This window comes from Nonomuraea sp. NPDC048881 (assembly GCF_040649795.1).
Lineage (GTDB): Bacteria > Actinomycetota > Actinomycetes > Streptosporangiales > Streptosporangiaceae > Nonomuraea.
The window spans coordinates 247,144-266,463 of the sequence record NZ_JBEZGC010000004.1 but is presented as its reverse complement, the minus strand read 5'-3'; the positions used below and the strand labels follow the sequence as shown (position 1 = coordinate 266,463).

Annotated in this window: 20 protein-coding genes; 14 read left to right on the top strand and 6 right to left on the bottom strand. The window is 70.7% G+C overall.

From position 1 onward, the window contains the following. The first annotated feature begins 36 nt into the window (after positions 1-36). Positions 37-672, top strand: a complete 636-nt coding sequence (locus tag AB0C33_RS16310) for a hypothetical protein (RefSeq protein ID WP_358288154.1) — start codon at positions 37-39, stop codon at positions 670-672. 100 nt (positions 673-772) lie between these two features. On the opposite strand, the gene AB0C33_RS16305 is transcribed toward AB0C33_RS16310, so the two are convergent. After that, positions 773-1,216 (bottom strand): NUDIX domain-containing protein, encoded by a 444-nt coding sequence (locus AB0C33_RS16305; protein ID WP_358288151.1) that lies wholly within the window; start codon positions 1,214-1,216, stop codon positions 773-775. Between the two features lie 91 nt (positions 1,217-1,307). Between AB0C33_RS16305 and AB0C33_RS16300 the strand changes: the two genes are divergently transcribed. Further along, positions 1,308-1,850 (top strand): sigma-70 family RNA polymerase sigma factor, encoded by a 543-nt coding sequence (locus tag AB0C33_RS16300; RefSeq protein ID WP_358288148.1) that lies wholly within the window; start codon positions 1,308-1,310, stop codon positions 1,848-1,850. Positions 1,851-1,936: 86 nt separating this feature from the next. Continuing rightward, positions 1,937-2,932: a hypothetical protein gene (locus AB0C33_RS16295; protein WP_358288145.1), complete on the top strand. Its 996-nt coding sequence runs from the start codon at positions 1,937-1,939 to the stop codon at positions 2,930-2,932. Positions 2,933-3,006: 74 nt separating this feature from the next. On the opposite strand, the gene AB0C33_RS16290 is transcribed toward AB0C33_RS16295, so the two are convergent. Further along, positions 3,007-4,272, bottom strand: coding sequence for an alkyl sulfatase dimerization domain-containing protein (locus AB0C33_RS16290; protein WP_358288142.1), 1,266 nt, complete (start codon positions 4,270-4,272; stop codon positions 3,007-3,009). 154 nt (positions 4,273-4,426) lie between these two features. On the opposite strand from AB0C33_RS16290, the gene ngcE reads away from it, so the two are divergent. From ngcE to AB0C33_RS16260, 6 genes are all read left to right on the top strand, one after another. Further along, entirely contained in the window at positions 4,427-5,875 is a 1,449-nt protein-coding gene (ngcE, locus tag AB0C33_RS16285) for an N-acetylglucosamine/diacetylchitobiose ABC transporter substrate-binding protein (RefSeq protein ID WP_358288139.1), read from the top strand. A gap of 4 nt (positions 5,876-5,879) precedes the next feature. Continuing rightward, positions 5,880-6,797 carry a sugar ABC transporter permease gene (locus AB0C33_RS16280; RefSeq protein ID WP_352352001.1) on the top strand — a complete coding sequence of 306 codons (918 nt, stop codon included), beginning with the start codon at positions 5,880-5,882 and terminating at the stop codon, positions 6,795-6,797. Further along, entirely contained in the window at positions 6,797-7,651 is an 855-nt protein-coding gene (locus AB0C33_RS16275) for a carbohydrate ABC transporter permease (protein ID WP_358288136.1), read from the top strand. Before AB0C33_RS16280 ends, AB0C33_RS16275 begins: the two co-directional genes overlap by 1 nt. Before the next feature lie 87 nt (positions 7,652-7,738). Continuing rightward, the gene (locus AB0C33_RS16270) at positions 7,739-8,278 is read left to right on the top strand and encodes a superoxide dismutase family protein (protein ID WP_358288133.1); all 540 of its coding nucleotides are present in this window, start codon (positions 7,739-7,741) and stop codon (positions 8,276-8,278) included. 84 nt (positions 8,279-8,362) lie between these two features. Continuing rightward, positions 8,363-9,433, top strand: a complete 1,071-nt coding sequence (locus tag AB0C33_RS16265) for a low temperature requirement protein A (protein WP_358288130.1) — start codon at positions 8,363-8,365, stop codon at positions 9,431-9,433. Further along, positions 9,430-9,768, top strand: coding sequence for a nuclear transport factor 2 family protein (locus tag AB0C33_RS16260; protein WP_358288127.1), 339 nt, complete (start codon positions 9,430-9,432; stop codon positions 9,766-9,768). The genes AB0C33_RS16265 and AB0C33_RS16260 overlap by 4 nt, the downstream gene beginning before the upstream one ends. Here AB0C33_RS16260 and AB0C33_RS16255 read toward each other — a convergent pair. The 4 genes from AB0C33_RS16255 to AB0C33_RS16240 all read right to left on the bottom strand — a co-directional run bounded on the left by AB0C33_RS16255 (position 9,761) and on the right by AB0C33_RS16240 (position 12,411). Continuing rightward, positions 9,761-10,126: a hypothetical protein gene (locus AB0C33_RS16255; RefSeq protein ID WP_358288124.1), complete on the bottom strand. Its 366-nt coding sequence runs from the start codon at positions 10,124-10,126 to the stop codon at positions 9,761-9,763. The two genes, AB0C33_RS16260 and AB0C33_RS16255, sit on opposite strands and share 8 nt — an antisense overlap. Continuing rightward, the gene (locus AB0C33_RS16250; protein ID WP_358288121.1) at positions 10,123-10,671 is read right to left on the bottom strand and encodes a MarR family transcriptional regulator; all 549 of its coding nucleotides are present in this window, start codon (positions 10,669-10,671) and stop codon (positions 10,123-10,125) included. Before AB0C33_RS16250 ends, AB0C33_RS16255 begins: the two co-directional genes overlap by 4 nt. A gap of 64 nt (positions 10,672-10,735) precedes the next feature. Continuing rightward, on the bottom strand, positions 10,736-11,707 hold the full coding sequence (locus tag AB0C33_RS16245; RefSeq protein ID WP_358288118.1) for a pirin family protein: 972 nt from the start codon (positions 11,705-11,707) through the stop codon (positions 10,736-10,738). Between the two features lie 65 nt (positions 11,708-11,772). After that, the gene (locus tag AB0C33_RS16240) at positions 11,773-12,411 is read right to left on the bottom strand and encodes a GntR family transcriptional regulator (RefSeq protein ID WP_352326109.1); all 639 of its coding nucleotides are present in this window, start codon (positions 12,409-12,411) and stop codon (positions 11,773-11,775) included. A 112-nt stretch (positions 12,412-12,523) separates the two neighbouring features. On the opposite strand from AB0C33_RS16240, the gene AB0C33_RS16235 reads away from it, so the two are divergent. From AB0C33_RS16235 to AB0C33_RS16215, 5 genes are read left to right on the top strand one after another with little or no spacing between them, the layout of a single operon-like run. Then, a complete protein-coding gene (locus AB0C33_RS16235) occupies positions 12,524-14,470 on the top strand; it encodes a beta-galactosidase (RefSeq protein ID WP_358288115.1) in 1,947 nt (648 codons plus the stop codon). Then, positions 14,467-15,798: an aminomethyl-transferring glycine dehydrogenase subunit GcvPA gene (gene gcvPA, locus AB0C33_RS16230; protein WP_358288112.1), complete on the top strand. Its 1,332-nt coding sequence runs from the start codon at positions 14,467-14,469 to the stop codon at positions 15,796-15,798. Before AB0C33_RS16235 ends, gcvPA begins: the two co-directional genes overlap by 4 nt. Next, complete coding sequence (gene gcvPB / locus AB0C33_RS16225; RefSeq protein WP_358288109.1) at positions 15,795-17,351, top strand: aminomethyl-transferring glycine dehydrogenase subunit GcvPB; 1,557 nt, start codon at positions 15,795-15,797, stop codon at positions 17,349-17,351. Before gcvPA ends, gcvPB begins: the two co-directional genes overlap by 4 nt. 3 nt (positions 17,352-17,354) lie before the next feature. Beyond that, entirely contained in the window at positions 17,355-18,551 is a 1,197-nt protein-coding gene (locus AB0C33_RS16220; RefSeq protein ID WP_358288107.1) for an NAD(+)/NADH kinase, read from the top strand. After that, a complete protein-coding gene (locus tag AB0C33_RS16215; protein WP_358288106.1) occupies positions 18,548-19,303 on the top strand; it encodes an SDR family NAD(P)-dependent oxidoreductase in 756 nt (251 codons plus the stop codon). The genes AB0C33_RS16220 and AB0C33_RS16215 overlap by 4 nt, the downstream gene beginning before the upstream one ends. The last annotated feature ends 17 nt before the right edge of the window (positions 19,304-19,320 follow it).

Sequence of the window (19,320 nt, the reverse complement as noted above, 5' to 3'; positions counted from 1 at the left end):
GCCGTGTGACAATAAGTGTCATGTCGTCCCCCCGACATGACGCTCTCAGACAGATGTTCGCCGACCGGCCTCAAGTGGCGGCTGGTCCGGCAGGAGGACCGCCTGTTCAACACCCGGCCTTCCGACGACATCGAGCCGGACCTCGGCATCGTGCTCGGCCCGCCTCAGAGCCCCGCGCACGCCATCATCGTGGAGATCCAGCAGGACAAGTCCAAAGACCCCCGGCAACTGGCCCGTTACGCCGCCGCGCAGTGGCTGATGCTGCGCTGCGACGTGACAGTCCTGGTCGTCTGTCCGGACCGGGGAGCCGCCGCCTCCTACTCCCAGCCGATCGACACCGGGCTTACCGGCTACCGCCTCCAGGCGTACGTGCTGGGCCCCGACGACGTACCGGCGATCACCGACCCGCAAGAGGCCGCCGCCCACCTCGAACTCGCGGTCATGTCCGTCATGATCCACGGGCGTGAGCGGAAGGTCATCGAGGCGTTCGCGTCGCATCTTGGAGGAGATCATGGCGTCCACCGACTGGCCGGGCCACAGCCGCTTCGCCCACCAACACTTCGGCAGGGGCCACGCAGTGGGCCACGCAGAGGGCAGTCACGAGACCGCACGGAGAATCGTGCTGTATCTGCTGGACGCGCGTGGGATCGAGGTGCCGGACGACGTCCGTGAGCGGATCGATGCCTGTACTGAGGTCGACCACCTCGTGGCCTGGACCGTCCGCGCGAACGCCGGACGATCTCTCCAGCAGGTCTTCTCCTGACGACCGGGATCACGGCCGGGCGACGGACGGCGGCGTGATCCTGTAGAGCCCGTCGCCGGAGCCGGAGGCCGGGACGGCCAGGACGAGGGCGGTCGCCGGGAACAGCGGGGACGGCAGCCCGTCGTACGGGAACCACTGCCATGAACGGAAGACGTGCGGCTCGGTCACCGCCGGAGCGTCGGCGCCCCGGAGCATGGCGACCGCCGCCGTCACCCGTACGGCTCCCTCCGGGTGGTCCAGGGCCATGCCGGTGACGACCGGCGGTCCGGCGTCGCGGATGCCGGTCTCCTCGGCCAGTTCGCGGACGGCCGCCGCCTCGAAGGTCTCGCCAGGCTCCACCGCCCCGCCGGGCAGGCACCACGACAGGGGCTCGCCCGCCTTCACCCGCTCGCCGAGCAGCACGCGCCCGTCCGGGTCCGTGAGCAGCACGCCGACGCCTACGATGCGATTCACCGTCAAACCGACTCCTCCCGCCAAGAGCTGTAATGCTGCCAAAAATCCGGACATGGGGTGAGTGTTGTTGATGCTCACGTAAGGAGACCGGATGGGAGCCGATCCCGAGAGCCGGTTCGAGGAGATCTATGCATTCTCCTACAGACCCCTGCTCGGCTACGCGCTGCGCCGCTGCCCCGACCCCGACGACGCGGCCGACGTGGTGGCCGAGACGTTCATGATCGCGTGGCGGCGCATCGAGGAGGTGCCGAGCGGGGAGGAGGCCCGGCTCTGGCTGTACGGCGTGGCCAGGAAGGTGCTGGCCAACCACCGGCGCGGTGAGCGCCGCCACGAGCGGCGCACCGAGGCGTTACGGGCGGAACTGGCAGCCGCACCCGTGGTCGCCGGGCCGTCCGTCGAGGACCTGTCGCCGCTGGCCCGGGCGTTCAAGACGCTCTCCGACGACGACCGGGAGCTGCTCGCCCTGGTCGCCTGGGAGAAGCTGGACACGGGCCAGATCGCCACCGCCCTCGGCATCACCCGCAACGCCGTACGGGTCCGCCTGTACCGGGCCCGCCGGCGCTTCGCCCGCCGCCTGACCGAGGCCGGGGTCGAGCGCACACAGGCCGTCGCCCTCGAAGGGAGCCCGTTGTGAACGTCCCAGATCCCGCGAGGGGGCGCGACAAGGAGCCCGTTGTGAACATCCCAGATCCCGCGAGGGGGCGCGACAAGGAGCCCGTTGTGAACGTCGCCGATCCCGCGCGCAGGCGCGGCAAGGAGCTCGTTGTGAACATCGCCGATCTCGCCCGGGTGCGCGACGAGGAGCTGGCGGGCGTGCCCGCCGGGCAGGCGTCCGGCGCGGGGGCGCGGGCGCTCATGAAGTCGATCACGTCCGAGCCGATCACGTCCGAGCCGATCACGTCCGAGCCGATCACGTCCGAGCCGATCACCGCCGAGGGGCGCGAGCCCGTCGCGCGCCCGCGCCGCAGGGCGCCGCGCAAGATGTTCCTGCTGGGGGCGGTGGCGGCCGGGCTGGCCGCCGTGCTCGCCGTCACGCTGCCGATCTTCGGCCCGGTCACCGAATACGCCAACGCCGCCGTCACCGTCAAGACCGGCGACGACTACATCGACGTCGTCATCACCGACCCCGAGGCGGAGGCGGCGGCCTACACCGAGGCGTTCAGGGCCGTCGGCCTGGACGCCACGGTGGAGAAGATCCCGGTCGCGCCCGAGTACGCGGGCATGCTGTTCGGCCCCGCCACCCCCGGGAACTTCCCGCCGGGGACCGGCGTGACCGTTCGCAGCGTCGAGAACTGCGCGTCGGTGTGGTGCGGCACGATCTCCATGCCGACCGGGTACCGGGGCAAGGTCATCTTCGCGATCGGCCGCCCGGCCGAGCCCGGTGAACGGTACGCCGCCGGCGCGCCGAGCACGGTGGGCATCGCCGCTGACGGCGTGGCGGGCGTCAAGCTCGTGGGCAAGCCCGTCTCGCACGCCAGGGCCGAGCTGTCGCGCCGCGGTCTCAAGATCGAGTACGAGGTGATGTGGTCGAACCCCGACGGCAGCGGCAGCGGTTACGAAGTGGCCGCGGAGCACGTCAAGGACGACTGGATCGTCGACAGCGCGATCAAGGTCGCCTCGGACACGGTCCAGGTGACCGCCGTGGCCTCCGCCGACGTCCCCAAGGACTCCCTTCCGCGGGCCGCCCGCCCGCAGAAGGGCTGGGCCCGTCCCTGACTCCGGCGAACCCCGACTGACTCCGGCGAACCCCGGCTGAGTCCGGCGAACCCCGGCACCGGCCTCGGCGGCGTCTATGCGCCTTCGAGGGGCGCCGGGGTTTCCCCGTCCGTCCGGGCCGCGGATTCCGCGGCCGCCCAGGTGAAAATGCCCTTCGCCATCAACGACTGTTCACCGGCCGCTCGGGCGGCGAAAACCTGGGCCCTGACCCCGTGTACTCCCGAGTCGTCAGGAGCGGCCAGCGCGGCCATTTCCGCGAGATGTCCGGCGAGCCGCTCGTCGCCCTCGGAAAGGGCTTTGAGCGCCGCGTCGGCGAGCGCGTGCGGCCCGCCCACGAGTTCCGCCACGGCTTTGGCCAGCGCCGCCTCGGGGGCCGGTTTGAGATTGGCCGGATTGCCGTCGTACCAGCCGCCGTAAAGGCGCCACAGATTGCGTACGACGAATTCCGGCTCGTCATAGCGGGCCCGCAGATAGGGCCGGTCGGAATGGCGCTCGGAAGGTTTCACCGAATGCACGATCTCGTCGAGCCGGGCGCCCGCGTTGAGCAGGTCGAGCGTCTGCGTGATGATCGACTCCAGCCATTCGGCCGTCTCCAGCAGCGCCTGCCGCACGCGGTCGGCGCCGAAGACGGGCGCGCCGTGGCTGGGCAGCATGATCTCGGCGTCGAGGGCCGCCATCCGGCGCAGCGCGTGCACCCACTCGCGCGGGTAACGCTGCACCTTCTGGGGGTTGCCGCAGTTGGGCGTCACCCAGATGAACAGGTCGCCGGGCAGCAGCAGCCGGTGCTCGCGCACGTAGCCGACGGTGGCGTCGTCGGTCTCGCCCTTGGCGTGCAGCAGGTCGAAGGTCAGCCCGCCGCGCCGTACGGTCAGCGCGTCGGTGTAGGTGACGTCGGGCCGCCGGTAGTCGGCGGGCCAGCGCAGGCGGGTGTTCTGGAACTGCCGCTGGTTGATCACCGTGTTGTAACCATTTGTCAGCAGGTAGCGGTCGAACCGATCGATCACCGCCTGATGGGCGTAAACCGTGGCCCGAGGGCCCGACTCCTCGAACGGTCCCGTGCCGAAGACGTGGTCGATGTGCCCGTGTGAGTAGAACGCGGTGGTCAGGGGCGCCCGGGACCAGCGGCGGACGTCCTCGTGCAGGCGTCCGGCGGCCCACGGCCCGCCGGTGTCGAAGAGCAGCAGCTCGCCCTCGGTCTCGAAGGCGATCGCGTTGCCGAACCCGGCCCACCAGCCCACGCCTTCCGTCACGGTCTGGACGCCCTTGCCCTCCATGCCGGTGTCCACGATGCTGTCGTCAGACTCGCCGCGCCATACCCGGTCCGCGTACTCGATAATCATGTGACCCACCCTGCTTCTAGAACGTCGTTCTAGGCAAGGGATCACGGCAAGGTCACGTCTCGATTGCGCCCCCTTGACGCGTGTCGGCGGGCATTCGTACGTTCGGGCAAACGTTTAGGAAACTTTCCTAACTGAATCCTCTTCGGGAGCCCCCATGACCCACCCGGGCGAGATCACTCGGCGTCAGCTGCTCCGCCGCATCGGCCTGACCGCGCTCGTGGCCGGGCCCGGCGCGAGCCTGCTGAGCGCCTGCGCGACCAGCGGCGGTGGCGGCGACCAGCCCTCGGCGGCGCCCGCCACGTCGATCGCGGCGTCGGCGGACCCCAAGAACCCCTTCGGCGTCGACGTCAAGAAGCCGCTCGAAGTGGTCATCTTCAGCGGCGGCTACGGCGACTCCTACGCCAAGGACCTGCACGAAGAGCTGTACAAGAAGGCCCACGCCGGCGTCACGGTCAAGCACACCGCCACCCAGCAGATCGGCACCCAGCTCCGGCCGCGCATCGTCGGCAACGACATGCCCGACGTGATCAACAACTCCGGTCCCGAGGCGCTCGACCTGGCCGCGCTGGCCGCCGAAGGTCACCTGGCCGACCTGACCCCGCTCTACGACGCGCCCTCCTTCGACGACCCGTCCAAGAAGGTCCGCGACACGATCACGCCCCTCGTGCTGCAGAACGGCAAGCTCGACGGCAAGGACCTGGTGCTCAACTACACCGTCTCCCACCGGGCGCTGTGGTACAACGCCAAGCTGTTCGCCGCCAAGGGCTGGAGCGTGCCGAAGACCTGGGCCGAGTTCACCGCGCTCGGCGAGACGGCCAAGAAGGAAGGCGTCGTGCTCTTCGCCTATCCCGGCAAGAAGGGCCCGTACTACCAGCTCTGGAACGTCCTCTACACGGCCGCCAAGATCGGTGGCAACCAGGTCATCATCGACATCGACAACCTCGTCGACAACGCCTGGAAGAGCGAGGCGGTCAAGCAGGCGGTCACCGCCTGGCTGGACGTCCAGCAGAAGTACGGCGACAAGGCGTACCTGGGCCTCGACCACACCCAGACCCAGGTCAAGCAGTTGCAGAACAAGGTGCTGTTCTACCCCTGCGGCTCCTGGCTGGAGAACGAGATGACCAAGGACATCCCGCTCGACTTCGAGTACGCCCTGGCCCCCATCCCCGACGTCACCGCCTCCGACAAGATGCCGTACGGCGCGATCCAGGTCGGCGTGGGCGAGAACTTCGTCGTCGCGGCGAAGGGCAAGAACCCGCAGGGCGGCCTGGAGTACCTGCGGATCATGTTGTCGAAGGAGGGCGCGGCGGGCTTCACCAAGAAGACCAACAACCTCACGGTGGTGACCGGCGCCGCCGACAGCTCCGAGTTCCCGCCCGGCCTGGTCAGCGCCGCCAAGGCGCAGGAGGCGGCCGGCGAGAACATCATCACCGACGCCCGGTTCGAGGGCTGGTACAAGGAGCTGTTCGACTACGGCTGGGAGCAGACCAACGTCCTGATGTCCGGCCGCATCACCCCCGACGAGTTCTGCGAGCGCATGCAGAAGAAGGCCGACGACGTCAAGAAGGACGACTCCGTCACCAAGCAGACGCGGAGCGCCTGAGCACATGGAGCGGTTGCGCAAGTACGGATTCGTCATCGGGTTCCTGGCCGTCCCGGTCACGCTTTACACGGTCTTCGTGATCAGCCCATATGTGCAGGCTTTTCAGCTCTCGCTGACGAGCTGGAACGGCGTCAGCTCGGTCGTCCGATACGTGGGGCTGGACAATTTCGGCCGGTTGTTCGAGGACGACAATTTCTGGCAGGCCCTGCGCAATCACGGAATTCTCCTGCTGGTGCTGCCGCTCCTGACGATCGTCATCGCCTTGTTCCTGTCGTTCCTGCTGAATCTCGGCGGCGGCACCCGCGGCGCGGGAATGCGCGGGGTGTGGGGGTCGAATTTCTACCGGGTGGTGTTCTTCTTCCCCCAGGTTCTCGCCGTGGCCGTGGTCGGCGTGCTGTTCCAGGCCATCTACCGTCCCGACGAGGACGGTGTGATCAACGGCACGCTGGCCAGGCTCGGGCTGTCCGAGCCGATCGGCTGGCTCACCGAGCCGGGCCTCGCGCTCTGGTCGATCATCGCGGTGATGGTCTGGCAGGCGGTCGGCTTCTACGTGGTGCTGTTCTCCGCGGGCATGGCCGCCATCCCCAAGGACTACTTCGAGGCCGCCTCGATCGACGGGGCCGGCCGGGTGCGGCTGTTCTTCTCCATCACGCTGCCGCTGCTGCGCGACACCCTCCAGGTCGGCTGGATCTACCTGGGGATCGCCGCCTTCGACGGCTTCGCGCTGATCCAGGTGCTGGCGGGCGACCGGGGCGAGCCCGACGGGGCCACCACCATCCTGCCCATCACCATCTACAAGACCGCCTTCGACTACCACAAGGTCGGCTACGCCTCGGCGATGGGCGTGGTGCTGTTCTTCCTGACCGTGACGTTCGCCGTGCTGACGCTCCGCACGACCAGGCGTGAAAGGGTTGAGCTCTGATGGCTTCGCGTGGAGCGGGCAGGCCGCGGCCCGGCGTGCTGAGCGGGCTCTCCCATGTCGCCCTGGCCGTCTGGGCCCTGCTGATCATCCTGCCGCTGTTGTGGACGTTCCTGGCCTCGTTCAAGAGCAACACCGAGATCTTCGGCGACCCGCTCCAGCTCCCGGGGGCGCTGCGGCTGGACGCCTGGGGCCGGGCCTGGGACAAGGCGCACGTCGGGCAGTACATGTTCAACACGGTCATCGTCGTGTTCTTCGGCACGGCGGGCACGATGCTGTTCGGCTCGATGGCGGCGTACGTGCTGGCCCGCTACAAGTTCCTCGGCGGCAAGCTGATCTACTACTACTTCGTCGCCGGGCTCGCCTTCCCCATCTTCCTGGCGCTCGGGCCGCTGTTCTTCGTCGTCAAGCAGTTCGGGCTGCTCGACTCGCACATCGGCCTGATCATCGTCTACATCGCGTACTCGCTGCCCTTCACGATCTTCTTCCTGGCCGCGTTCTTCCGCACCCTGCCCGAGGCGGTCGCCGAGGCGGCGCTGATCGACGGCGCCTCGCACACCAGGACGTTCTTTCAGATCATGGTGCCGATGGCCAAGCCCGGCCTGGTCAGCATCACCATCTTCAACGTGCTGGGGCAGTGGAACCAGTACCTGCTGCCCCTGGCGCTCATGGGCGGCGCGCCGGACAAGTGGCCGCTCACGCTCGGCATCGCCCGGATCTCCACCAGGGCCGGCTACGAGGCGGACTGGCCGGGCCTGTTCGCCGCGCTGAGCATGACGATCCTGCCGGTGATGGTGGTCTACATCATCTTCCAGCGGCAGATCCAGTCCGGGCTCAGCTCGGGGGCGCTGAAGTGAGTTTCACCGAACACGGCGTGTAGCCGTACGGCTACTCGTTAGAGTGAGGGACCTTCCGCCAGCACACCCGGAGGGTCCCTCATGCGCGTGCCCGCACTCTTGCTCGTCCTGTTCACGGCCGCCGCCTGCGCCGGGCCGCCGGCGCCGCTCCAGGAGGTCACCAAGCCGAGCCCGCCGGGCGCGCCCGAGCTGAGCGGCGGCGGTGAGTTCACCTCCGGCGACACCGCGGCGATCGCCTACGACCGCCGCCTGGCCCCCGAGGGCGCGCAGGCCAGCCTCACGGCCGAGTCCACCGGCGGCGAGACCCGCACCTCGCTGGTCGTGGAGGGCTTCCTGCCCCGCCACCACTACGGCGCCCACCTGCACACCGCGCCCTGCGGCGCCGACCCCGACGCCGCGGGCGGCCATTACCAGCACAACCCCGGCCACGCCGACCCGGCCAGCGAGATCTGGCTCGACGTCACCACCGACGGGTCGGGCGCGGGCCGTTCGACGGCCCGCCATCCCTGGAGCCTCGACCCCGCCGCCCTGCCGAAGTCGCTGGTCATCCACGCCAAGGCCACGAAGAAGAGCGGCGCCCACGCGGGCGAGGCGGGCCCTCGGGTGGCCTGCCTGACGCTGCACTAGCCGAAAGGCGTGCATAATTACACAATTACATATTGTGGAGGTCCCGCGTTGACTAGCCGCCAGTGGCAGCCGCCCCGTTTACGGTTGTTCGAGCAGGTGCACCGCCGGGCCACCTGGCTGGAGCTACTCTACGACCTCGTCTTCGTCGTCGCGGTCGCCGAGCTGGCCGACGTGCTCGCCGGCGGGGCCGACGCCGGTCGCGTCCTCACCTTCGTCGGCCTGTTCGTGCCGGTCTGGTGGTCCTGGGCGGGTTACGTCTTCTACGCCAACCGGTTCGACACCGACGACGTCAGCCACCGCCTGCTCGCGCTGCCGCAGATCCTCGCGGTGGCCACGATGGCGGCCAGCGTCAGCGACATCGAGCAACGTTCGGCCCTGTTCGCGATCTCCTACGCCGCGGCCCGGATCCTGCTGGTCGTCGCCTACCTCAGAGCCGGCCGGCACGTCCCCGAGGCCAGGCCGCTCACCGTGCGGTACGCGGCCGGGTTCAGCGTCGCCGCGGTCATCTGGGTGGCCTCCCTCGCCGTCGATCCGCCGCAGCGGTACGCCTTGTGGGCCGTGGCGCTGGTGATCGACCTGGCCACCCCGCTGCTCAGCCGCGGCCACCAGAGCCGGCTCCCGCCGCAGAGCGAGCACCTGCCGGAGCGGTTCGGGCTGTTCGTCGTGATCGTGCTCGGCGAGGTGGTCGCCGCCGTGGTCACCGGGCTCAAGGGGCACGAGGTCACCCCGTCCGTGCTGCTGGTCGCGCTGGCCGGGGTGGCCATCGCGATGGCCTTCTGGTGGTTGTACTTCGACCACGTCGACGAGTCCGTCGTGCTGCGCACCAAGCTGGCCGGGCAGGTGTGGGTGTACTCGCACCTGCCGCTGTCGATGGGCCTGGTGGCGTTCGGCATCGGGATCGAGCACGCGATCATGCACCCGTCGGGGGCGAGCTGGGCCGTCGGGGTGCCGGCCGCCGTGGTCTTCGCCGTGCTCGGCCTTCAGCACCTGTGCTCGGCCGACCGCCGGGCGGGTGCCGTCCGGCTGGCCGCCGCCGTGCTCGCCCTCGCCTCCTCGGCGCTGCCCGTCGCGGCGGCGCTCCCGCTCCTGCTGTTGTACGGCGCCGCGCAGGTGGGCTACGACCTGCTGCGCCCCTCCCCGGAAGGCACACCGTGACCCAGGAAGTGACCCAGGAAGTGTTCGACCGCCAGCTCGCGGCCATCGCCGACGGCGACCTGGCGGCGCTGCTCGCCCAGTACCACGACGAGGCGGTGGTCGTCCGGTTCGACCGTGCGGCCAGGGGCGCCGCGGAGATCCGCGAGCTGTTCACCGGCTACCTGGCGGCCGGGCCGCGGGTGGAGGAGATCACGTCACTGCGCGTCGAGGACGACGTGATCTTCTACAACGCGGTCATGACCGTGGGCGGGAACCGGGTCACGACGTTCGGGACGCTGGTCGTCAAGGACGGCAGGATCTGGCGCCAGACCGCCGCCGCTCTGCCGCTCACCTGATCGCCGCCGCCATCGGCTGCCAGGCCGCGGCGTCGAAGATCAGCATGATGGTCCGGATCCGCCCGTCCGGGCCCAGCCGGAAGTGCTCGGCCGTGCGCTGCGTGCCGGCCGGCGTGGCGGTGTGCAGGTCGTAGACGAGGGTCGCCTCCGACTCGCCGTACAGCTCGCTGATCAGGTCGATCCCGGTCACCACGCTCACCAGGGCCTCGATGCCGGCCAGGTGACCGGCGGGGTCGGCGGAGGAGACGAACGGGCTCCTGAAGGAGAAGTCCTCGCCGATCAACGCCGCCGCGGCCGGCACGTCGCCGCGGAGCCTGGCCTCGTGGTAGGCCCTGACGACCTCGCGGGCGCCCGTCATCGCCCCTCCAGGTGTGCCGCGAGCCGCTGCTCGTTGTCGGCCAGCCGCAGGCACAGGTGCCGCAACGTGGTCAGGTCCGCGGCCGAGAAGCCCTGGAACATCGCCCGCATCGCCATCTGCGACGGCGTGCGGAACGCCTCGATCCACGCCCGGCCCTCGTCGGTGATCACGGCCAGCACCGAGCGCCGGTCGCGGCTGTCCTGGACCCGCCGCGCCAGGCCGTCGCGCTCAAGGGTGTCCACCAGGCCGGTCACGTTGCGCGAGCTGACCCCGGCGGCCTGGGCCAGGTCGCCGATGCTGATGCCGGCGCCGGCGCCCGCCGCGCCGAGGCGCAGCAGGACGTCCATCGCGCCCGAGCTGAGCCCGCGCCCCTCGCTGCCGTGCGCGCGCATGCGCTCGACCGCCTGGTACGCCGTCCGCACGGCGGCGGCCGCCTCGAAGGCCGCGGTGTCGCCGCCGCCGGCGAACTCGCTCATGGCCGCCCTGGCCCGTGGGTCGAAGAGGGAGCCGTCCGGCTCCTGGTCAAATTTATGTACGTCCTTCACAATGAATGTCTACCAGAAAAAGCGAAGGCCCGTGCGGAACGCACGGGCCTTCGCGACAGGACGGTCAGGAGTGGGCGTGCTCGGCCGGGATCGTGCCGAGGCGGCCCGCCTGGAAGTCCTCGAACGCCTGGACCAGCTCGGCGCGGGTGTTCATGACGAACGGGCCGTGGTGGGCCACCGGCTCGCCGATCGGCTCGCCGCCCAGCACGATCACGTCGAGGGTGTCCTTGGCCTCGATCGTGATGGTCTCGCCCAGGGTGGTCAGGCCCGGCCGGTTGCCGAAGCCGTCGAAGACCGCGAGCTGGCCGCCGTGCAGCGGACGCCGCTCGGCGCCGACCGTGCCGCGGCCGGAGAGGGCGTAGGCCAGGGCGTTGTAGTCCTTGCGCCAGGGCAGGGTCAGTCGCGCGCCCGGGGTGATGGTGGCGTGCAGCAGCGTGATCGGCGTCTGCGTGCTGCCCGGACCGCTGTTCCCGGCCAGCTCGCCGGCGATCAGCCGGATCAGCGCGCCGCCGTCGTGGCTGCTCAGCAGCGCGACGCTGGACCGCCCGATGTCCTGGTACTTCGGCGCGATCATCTTCTTGGCGCCCGGCAGGTTGACCCAGAGCTGGATGCCGTGGAACAGCCCGCCCTTCTGCACGAGCCACTCCGGCGGCGCCTCCTTGTGCAGGATGCCGGAGGCGGCCGTCATCCACTGGGTGTCGCCGTTGCTGATCGTGCCGCCGCCGCCGTTGGAGTCGAGGTGCTCCATGACGCCGTCGATCATGTACGTGACGGTCTCGAAGCCGCGGTGCGGATGCCAGGGCGTGCCCTTGGGCTCGCCGGCGGCGTAGTCGATCTCGCCCATCTGGTCCATCATCACGAACGGGTCGAGGTATTCGAGCTTGATCGCCGCCAGGGCGCGGCGCACGGGGAAGCCCTCGCCCTCGAACCCGCTGGGCGCGGTCTCGACGGCGAGCACCTTCCGCTCGGGGACCCCCGCCACGGGCGCGGGCACGCGGGGGAGGGTGAGCGGGTTCTCAACGGTTACGGCGGGCATGTCGCGCTCCTTCCAGCGGGATCTGCCCCATGCAACCAAGTTGAGATTTCAACTATTCCGTCGCGTCACGGGATGCGGGACATCATCCGTTCCATGCCGTTGATCCAATTGTCGCGCAGCGCCTGGACGGCCTTGGCCGGCTCGTCGGCCAGCAGGAACTCGGCGATGCGGCGGTGCTCGGCGGCCTCGCGCTCCAGGGGCGCGTCGTCGCCGGCGATCAGGTGCGCGTAGCGGCGCATGCCGGCCTTGACGCTGGTGATGAGGTCGAGCAGGCGTTCGTTGCGGCAGCCGCTCAGCAGCAGGTCGTGCCACTCGTCGTCGTGGCGCTCGATGACCTGCTGCTCGGCCACGTTGTCGGGGAAGTCCTGGGCCAGCTTGAGCAGGTCGGGGGCGATCGAGCGCAGGTGGGCCGGGTCGGAGCAGTCGAGGGCCAGCGACTCCAGGGCGGCCACGATCTCGCACAGCTCGCGGAACTCGCGCCGGCTCACCGGGGCGAACCGGAAACCGCGCCCCTGGTTGCTCTCCAGCACGCCCTCGCCCGCCAGCGTGATCAGCGCCTCGCGCAGGGGAGTACGGCTGACGCCCAGGTCGGCGGCGAGGGAGGCCTCGTTGATGTCGGTGCCGGCGGCGAAGTCGCCCCGGTCGAGCCGGCTCAGCAGCTCTTCCCTGATCTGCTCACGCAACGGTCGCCGCTCGATCGGCATGGGGGACTCCCTCTCGTTCAGGACAACCGAATCTTAACCCTTGACGTGATGCAAAATACTGCACTATGAATTCGGCATACAAAATATTACATTGCATGATCGAGGAGTTCGAGTGGGGCTGACCCGGATACCGGGGCTGCTGTTCGGCGGAGACTACAACCCCGAGCAGTGGCCGGAGGAGGTGTGGGCCGAGGACGCGCGGCTCATGGCCGAGGCCGGGGTCAACATGGCGACCGTCGCGGTGTTCTCCTGGTCGCGCCTGGAGCCCGAGCGCGGGGTCTACGACTTCGGGTGGCTCGACCGGGTCATCGACCTGCTGCACGAGCACGGCATCGCCGCCGACCTGGCCACCGCCACCGCCACGCCGCCGCCCTGGCTGGTGCGCGAGCACCCCGAGATGCTGCCGGTCAACGCCGACGGCGTGCGGCTGGAGTTCGGCTCCCGGCAGGGCTACTGCCCGAGCTCGCCGGTCTACCGCGAGCACGCCGTGCGGATGGCCACCGCGATGGCCGAGCGCTACGGCGACCACCCGGCGCTGGCCATGTGGCACATCGGCAACGAGTACGCCGACCACACGCTGGAGTGCTTCTGCCCCGAGTCCGCCGCCCACTTCCGCCGCTGGCTGGAAGAGCGGTACGCGACCGTGGGCGGCCTCAACGCCGCCTGGGGCACCTCCTGCTGGGGCCAGCACTACACCTCCTTCGGCCAGGTCGAGCCGCCCAGGACGGCCCCGGGCCCGGTCAACCCCGCCCAGGTGCTCGACTGGCGGCGCTTCTGCAGCGACGCCCTCCTGGAGCTGTTCCTGGCCGAGAAGGCGGCGCTGCGCGCGATCACGCCGGACGTCCCGGTCACCACGAACTTCATGAGCATCCTGCACGGCCTCGACTACTGGAAGTGGGCCGCGGCCGAGGACCTGGTGAGCGACGACGCCTACCCCGACCCGGCCGACCCGACCTCGCACGTGCAGGTGGCGCTCAGCTACGACCTCATGCGCTCGCTGCGGCAGGGGCCCTGGCTGCTGCTGGAGTCCGCGCCGTCCGCGGTGTCCTGGCGCGAGGTGAACGTCCCCAAGCCGCCCGGCATGATGCGCCTGCACAGCCTCCAGGCGCTCGCCCACGGCTCCGACGGCGTGATGTTCTTCCAGTGGCGGCAGGCCAAGTACGGCCCCGAGAAGTTCCACTCGGCGATGCTGCCGCACGGCGGGACGCGTACCCGCGGCTGGCGGGACACCCTGGCGCTCGGTGCCGACCTGCGGCGGTTGTCGGAGGTCGCGGGCAGCGACACCCGCGCCCAGGTCGCGCTGGTGCTCGACTGGCCGAGCTGGTGGGCCCTGGAGGCCCCCGAGTCCATGCCGTCCAACCGGCTCAGGCTCAAGGAGCTGCTGCTCGCCTGGTACGCCCCGCTGCACGCCAGGGGCATCGCGGTCGACCTGGTGCCGCCCGGCCGGGACCTGTCGCCGTACGAGCTGGTCATCGCCCCGAACCTGTACATGTGCACCGCCGAGCAGGCCAAGGCGCTGGAGGCGTACCAGGGCAGGCTCGTCGTGGGCCCGTTCAGCGGCGTCGTGGACGAGAGCGACCAGGTGCACGAGGGCGGCGCGCCCGGCCCGCTGGGCGACCTGCTCGGCATCGCCGTGGAGGAGTTCTGGCCGCTCGCCGACGGGGACGTCCAGCGCACCGGCCTCGGCGAGGCCCGCACCTGGGCCGAGTGGATCAGGCTGGAGGGCGCCGAGCCCGTCGCCCTGTTCGAGGGCGGCGACCTGGACGGCCTGCCCGCCGTCACCCGCAAGGGCACGGCCACCTACGTCGGCTGCCTGCTCGACGACGTGACGCCGGTGCTGGAGCCGCTGCTGGACGGCATCGACCGCATCGACGTGCCGCAGGGCGTGGAGGCCGTCAGGAGGGGCGGCCACCTGTTCCTCCTCAACCACACCACCGCCCCGCAGCCGGTCACGCTCCCGCACCCGGGGACGGACCTGCTCACCGGGGCCGAACTGCGGGGCGGCATCGAGCTGGCCCCGCGCGACGCCGTCGTGCTCAGGATCGAAGGAGACAAGTGACGCACCCGTACATACCCAACGCCGAGCCGGGCGTACGAGCCGAGATGCTCGCGGCGGTCGGCGCGTCGAGCGTCGACGAGTTCTACGCCGACATCCCCGCGGAGCTGCGGCTCGACCGGCCGCTCGACCTGCCGGCGCCGTTCACCGCCGAGCGCGACCTGGTGCGCCACATGAAGGGGCTGTTCGCCCGGAACACCGACACCGAGGAGGCGCTCAGCTTCCTCGGCCACGGCTGCTACCCGCACCACGTGCCCGCCGTCTGCGACGAGGTCAACTCCAGGAGCGAGTTCCTGACCGCGTACGCGGGCGAGCCGTACGAGGACCACGGCCGCTTCCAGGCCCTGTTCGAGTACGTCAGCATGATGGGCGAGCTGCTGGAGATGGACGTCGTCAACGTCCCCACCTACGACGGCTTCCAGGCCTCGGGCACCGCGCTGCGCATGGCCTGCCGCTACACCAAGCGGTCGAAGGTGCTGGTCACCGGGGCGATCGGCGCCGACAAGCTGAGCAAGCTGCGTGACTTCCTGGCCCCCGACATCACCATCGAGCTCGCCCCGGTGGCCGAGGACGGGCAGATCGGCGAGGTCGCGCTGGACGACTCCTACGCCGCCCTGTACCTGGAGACCCCGAACGTCTACGGCGTCGTCGAGACCCGTGGCCGGGAGCTGGCCGACCACGCGCACGCCGCCGGCGCGCTGCTGGTCGTCAGCGCCGACCCCATCTCCCTGGGCGTGCTGGCCCCGCCCGCCTCCTACGGCGCCGACATCGTCTGCGGCGACATCCAGTCGCTCGGCATCCACCAGAACTACGGCGGCGGCCACGCCGGCTACATCGCCACCCAGGACCACGAGCCGCTGGTCGCCGAGTTCCCCTCGCGCCTGTTCGGCATCGCCCCGACGAAGGTCCCCGGCGAGTACGGCTTCGGCGACGTCTTCTACGACCGCACCTCCTTCGCCCTGCGCGAAGAGGGCAAGGAATGGGTGGGCACGGCCGCGGCCCTGTGGGGCATCACGGCCGGGGTCTACCTCGCGCTCATGGGCCCGCAGGGCATGAAGGAGCTCGGCGAGACCGTCCTGGCCCGCACCCGGTACGCGATGGACGCCCTGGGCCGGTCGGTCACCGTCCGGCACGCGGGCTCGGTGCACTTCCGCGAGTTCGCGATCGAGGTGGCCGACTCCGCGTCGCTGCTCGCCGGGCTGCGCGAGCGCGGCATCTACGGCGGCGTCCCGCTGGACGAGCGCACGGTGCTGGTCTGCGTGACCGAACGCCACACCATCGACGACATCGACCGGCTCGCGGCAGCCGTACAGGAGGTTGTGCAGGCATGAGCGGGCACGGAGCCGAGTCCTTCGCCGAACTGCCGGTGGCGCCCAAGCCGCCGCTGCGCCGCTTCCACCAGGCACGCTGGGACGAGCCGATCATCTTCGAGCTGTCCAGCCCCGGCCGCCGCGGCATAGCCGTGCCCGAGCCGGGCGCGCCGAAGGTCGAGCTGCCCGAGGGCGTCGGCCGGGCCACCCCGCCGAGGCTTCCCGAGATGTCGCAGCCGCACGTGGTGCGGCACTACCTGCGGCTGTCGCAGGAGAACCTGGGCGTCGACCTCAACATCGACATCGGCCAGGGCACCTGCACGATGAAGTACAGCCCCAAGGTCAACGACCAGTTCGCCAACGCGATCGCCGAGCTGCACCCGCTGCAGCACGAGGACACCGTGCAGGGCGTGCTGGAGATCTACTGGCGGCTGGAGCGCATGCTGGCCGAGATCTCCGGCATGTCGCGGGTGTCGCTCCAGCCCGGCTCGGGCTCGGCGGCCATCTACGCCAACATCGCCATGATCAGGGCCTACCACGCCGCCCGCGGCGAGAGCCACCGGGACCAGGTCATCACCACGATGTTCTCGCACCCCTCGAACGCGGCCTGCGCCAAGGTCGCCGGGTACGAGGTCATCACCCTCATGCCGGACGCCAACGGCCTGCCCGACATCGAGGCCCTGCGCGCCGCCGTCGGCCCGCGCACGGCCGCTCTGATGATCACCAACCCCGAGGACACCGGCATCTACAACTCCCGGATCAAGGAGTTCGTGGACCTGGTGCACGAGGTCGGCGGCCTGGCCTGCTACGACCAGGCCAACGCCAACGGCATCCTCGGCATCACCCGGGCCCGCGACGCCGGGTTCGACCTGTGCCACTTCAACCTGCACAAGACGTTCTCCACGCCGCACGCCTGCGGCGGCCCGGCGGCCGGCGCCTGCGGCGTCTCGCCGGAGCTGGAGCCGTTCCTGCCCGGCCCGGTCGTCTCCTTCGACGGCGAGTCCTACGGGCTGGAGACGCCCGCGCAGAGCGTCGGCAAGATCCGGCCGTTCCTCGGCGTCACCCCGAACATCGTGCGCGCCTACGCCTGGATCATGACCCTGGGCGCGAAGGGGCTGCGCGAGGTGGCCGAGACATCGGCGCTGAACAACAACTACCTGATGCACAAGGTGCTGCAGATCCCCGGGGCCTCGGCGCCGTGGAACCAGCGCCGGATCGAGCAGGTCCGCTACTCCTGGCAGGAGCTGTCGGAGGAGACGGGGGTGCACTCGGAGGAGATCGGGGTGCGCGCCGCCGACTTCGGCGTCCACTACTGGACCAGCCACCACCCGTACCTGGTGCCGGAGCCGTTCACGCTGGAGCCGACGGAGTCGTACTCGCGGGAGGACCTGGACGAGTACGCGGCGATCCTGGAGCACGTCGCCTCGGAGGCGCGGCGGGATCCGGAGTTCGTCAAGGGCGCGCCGTACAACCAGACGATCCACAAGATCGACCCGACGCCGCTCGACGACCCCAAGCAGTGGGCGCCGACCTGGCGGGCGTACGTGCGCAAGCACCTGGCCGCGGGCGGCTGAGCCGTGACGTCCGGAGGGAACGGCGTGATCGGGCTGGTCGTCAACCCGGTCGCCGGGCTGGGCGGGTCCGTGGGGCTCAAGGGCAGCGACGGCGCCGACGTGCAGCGCGCGGCCCTGGCCAAGGGCGCCGAGCCCAAGGCAGGGCGGCGGGCCGCGCAGGCCGTCGCCACGCTGCTCGCCCGCCGTCCCGGGGCCCGGCTGGTGACCGTGGCGGGGGCGATGGGCGAGGACAGCGCCCGCGCCGCCGCGGTCCCGTACGAGCTGGCGCCCTCCGGCGTCCAGGACGATGGCATGAGCACGGCCGCGACCACGGCCGCGGACACCCGGGCGGCCGTCGCCGCGCTCGCCGGCGTGGACCTGCTGCTGTTCGCCGGCGGCGACGGCACGGCGCGCGACGTGCTCGACGCCGTGCGGCAGCTGGGCGGCCAGGCGCCGCCCGTGCTCGGGATCCCGGCCGGGGTCAAGGTGTACTCGGGGTGCTTCGCGCTCAGCCCGGCCACCGCCGGGTTCGTGGCCGCCGACTTCCTGGCCCGGCCGGACAGCGTCGAGGCCGAGGTGGTCGACCTGGACGAGGAGCGCTACCGCCGCGGGCTCGTCAGCCCCCGGCTCTACGGTAGCCTGCGCGTCCCGGCAGGCCGCGCGGCCCTGTCGGGACGCAAGGCGGGCTCCTCGGACGCGGCTCCGGCCACGGTCGAGGGCATCGCCCGGGAGGTCGCGGCCCGGCTGCGGCCGGGGGCGCGCTACGTGCTCGGCCCCGGCGCCACCACGGCGGCCGTGGGCAGGGAGCTCGGGCTCGCCACCACGCTGCTCGGCGTGGACGTGGTCGAGGCCCGCGCGGGCGGTGGCGCCGACCTGGTGGCCGCCGACGTGACCGAGGGGGAGCTGTTCGAGCTGGTACGCGGCCGGGAGACGGTCATCGTGCTGTCGGTGATCGGCGGACAGGGCTTCGTGCTCGGCCGCGGCAACCAGCAGGTCTCGCCGCGGGTGCTCGACGAGGTGCTCGGTGACGGGTCCGGCGACCGGCTGGTCGTGCTGGCCACCCAGCAGAAGCTGGCCGGGCTCGGCGGACGGCCGCTGCTGGCCGACAGCGGGGACCAGGAACTGGACCGGAAGCTGGCCGGGCACGTACGGGTGATCACCGGGTACCGCGAAAGCACGATTTATCGCATTTATGCGGCAAGTGAGGAGTTCTACGGATGAACAGGCTCGATGGCAAGGTCGCGATCGTCACCGGCGGTGCCTCCGGCATCGGCCGGGCGACGGCGTTGCTCTTCGCCGAGGCGGGCGCCCAGGTCGTCGTCGCCGACATCGACGGCGCCGGGGCCGAGGCGACGGCCAAGGAGATCACGCGGACGGGGGCGGCCGCGGTGGCCGTCCAGGGGGACGTGTCCGCGGAGGAGGACTGCCGGCGCGTCACCCGCACGGCCGTGGACACCTACGGCGGCCTGCACGTCCTGTTCAACAACGCGGGCATCATCCGCCGCACCACCGCGCTCGACCTCGACGCCGACGAGTGGGACCGCGTGATGGCGGTCAACGTGCGCTCGGTGTTCCTGATGTGCAAGCACGCCATCCCGCTCATGACCGAGGGCGGCTCGATCGTCAACACGGGCTCCGGCTGGGGCCTCAAGGGCGGCGGGAACGCGATCTCCTACTGCGCCTCCAAGGCGGCCGTCGTCAACATGACCAGGGCGCTGGCGATCGACCACGCCAAGGCCGGGATCCGGGTGAACTCCGTCAACCCCGGCGACACGAACACCCCGATGCTGCGGGACGAGGCCCGTCAGCTCAACGAGGACTGGGCCGCCTTCGAGGCCGACGCCGCCGACCGGCCGATGGGCCGCTCGGGCAGCCCCGAGGAGATCGCCCAGGCCGTCCTCTTCCTGGCGAGCGACGCCGCCAGTTACATCACCGGTTCCGCTCTCGTCGTCGACGGCGGCGGGCTCGCGTAGCCCCAACAGCACCACCC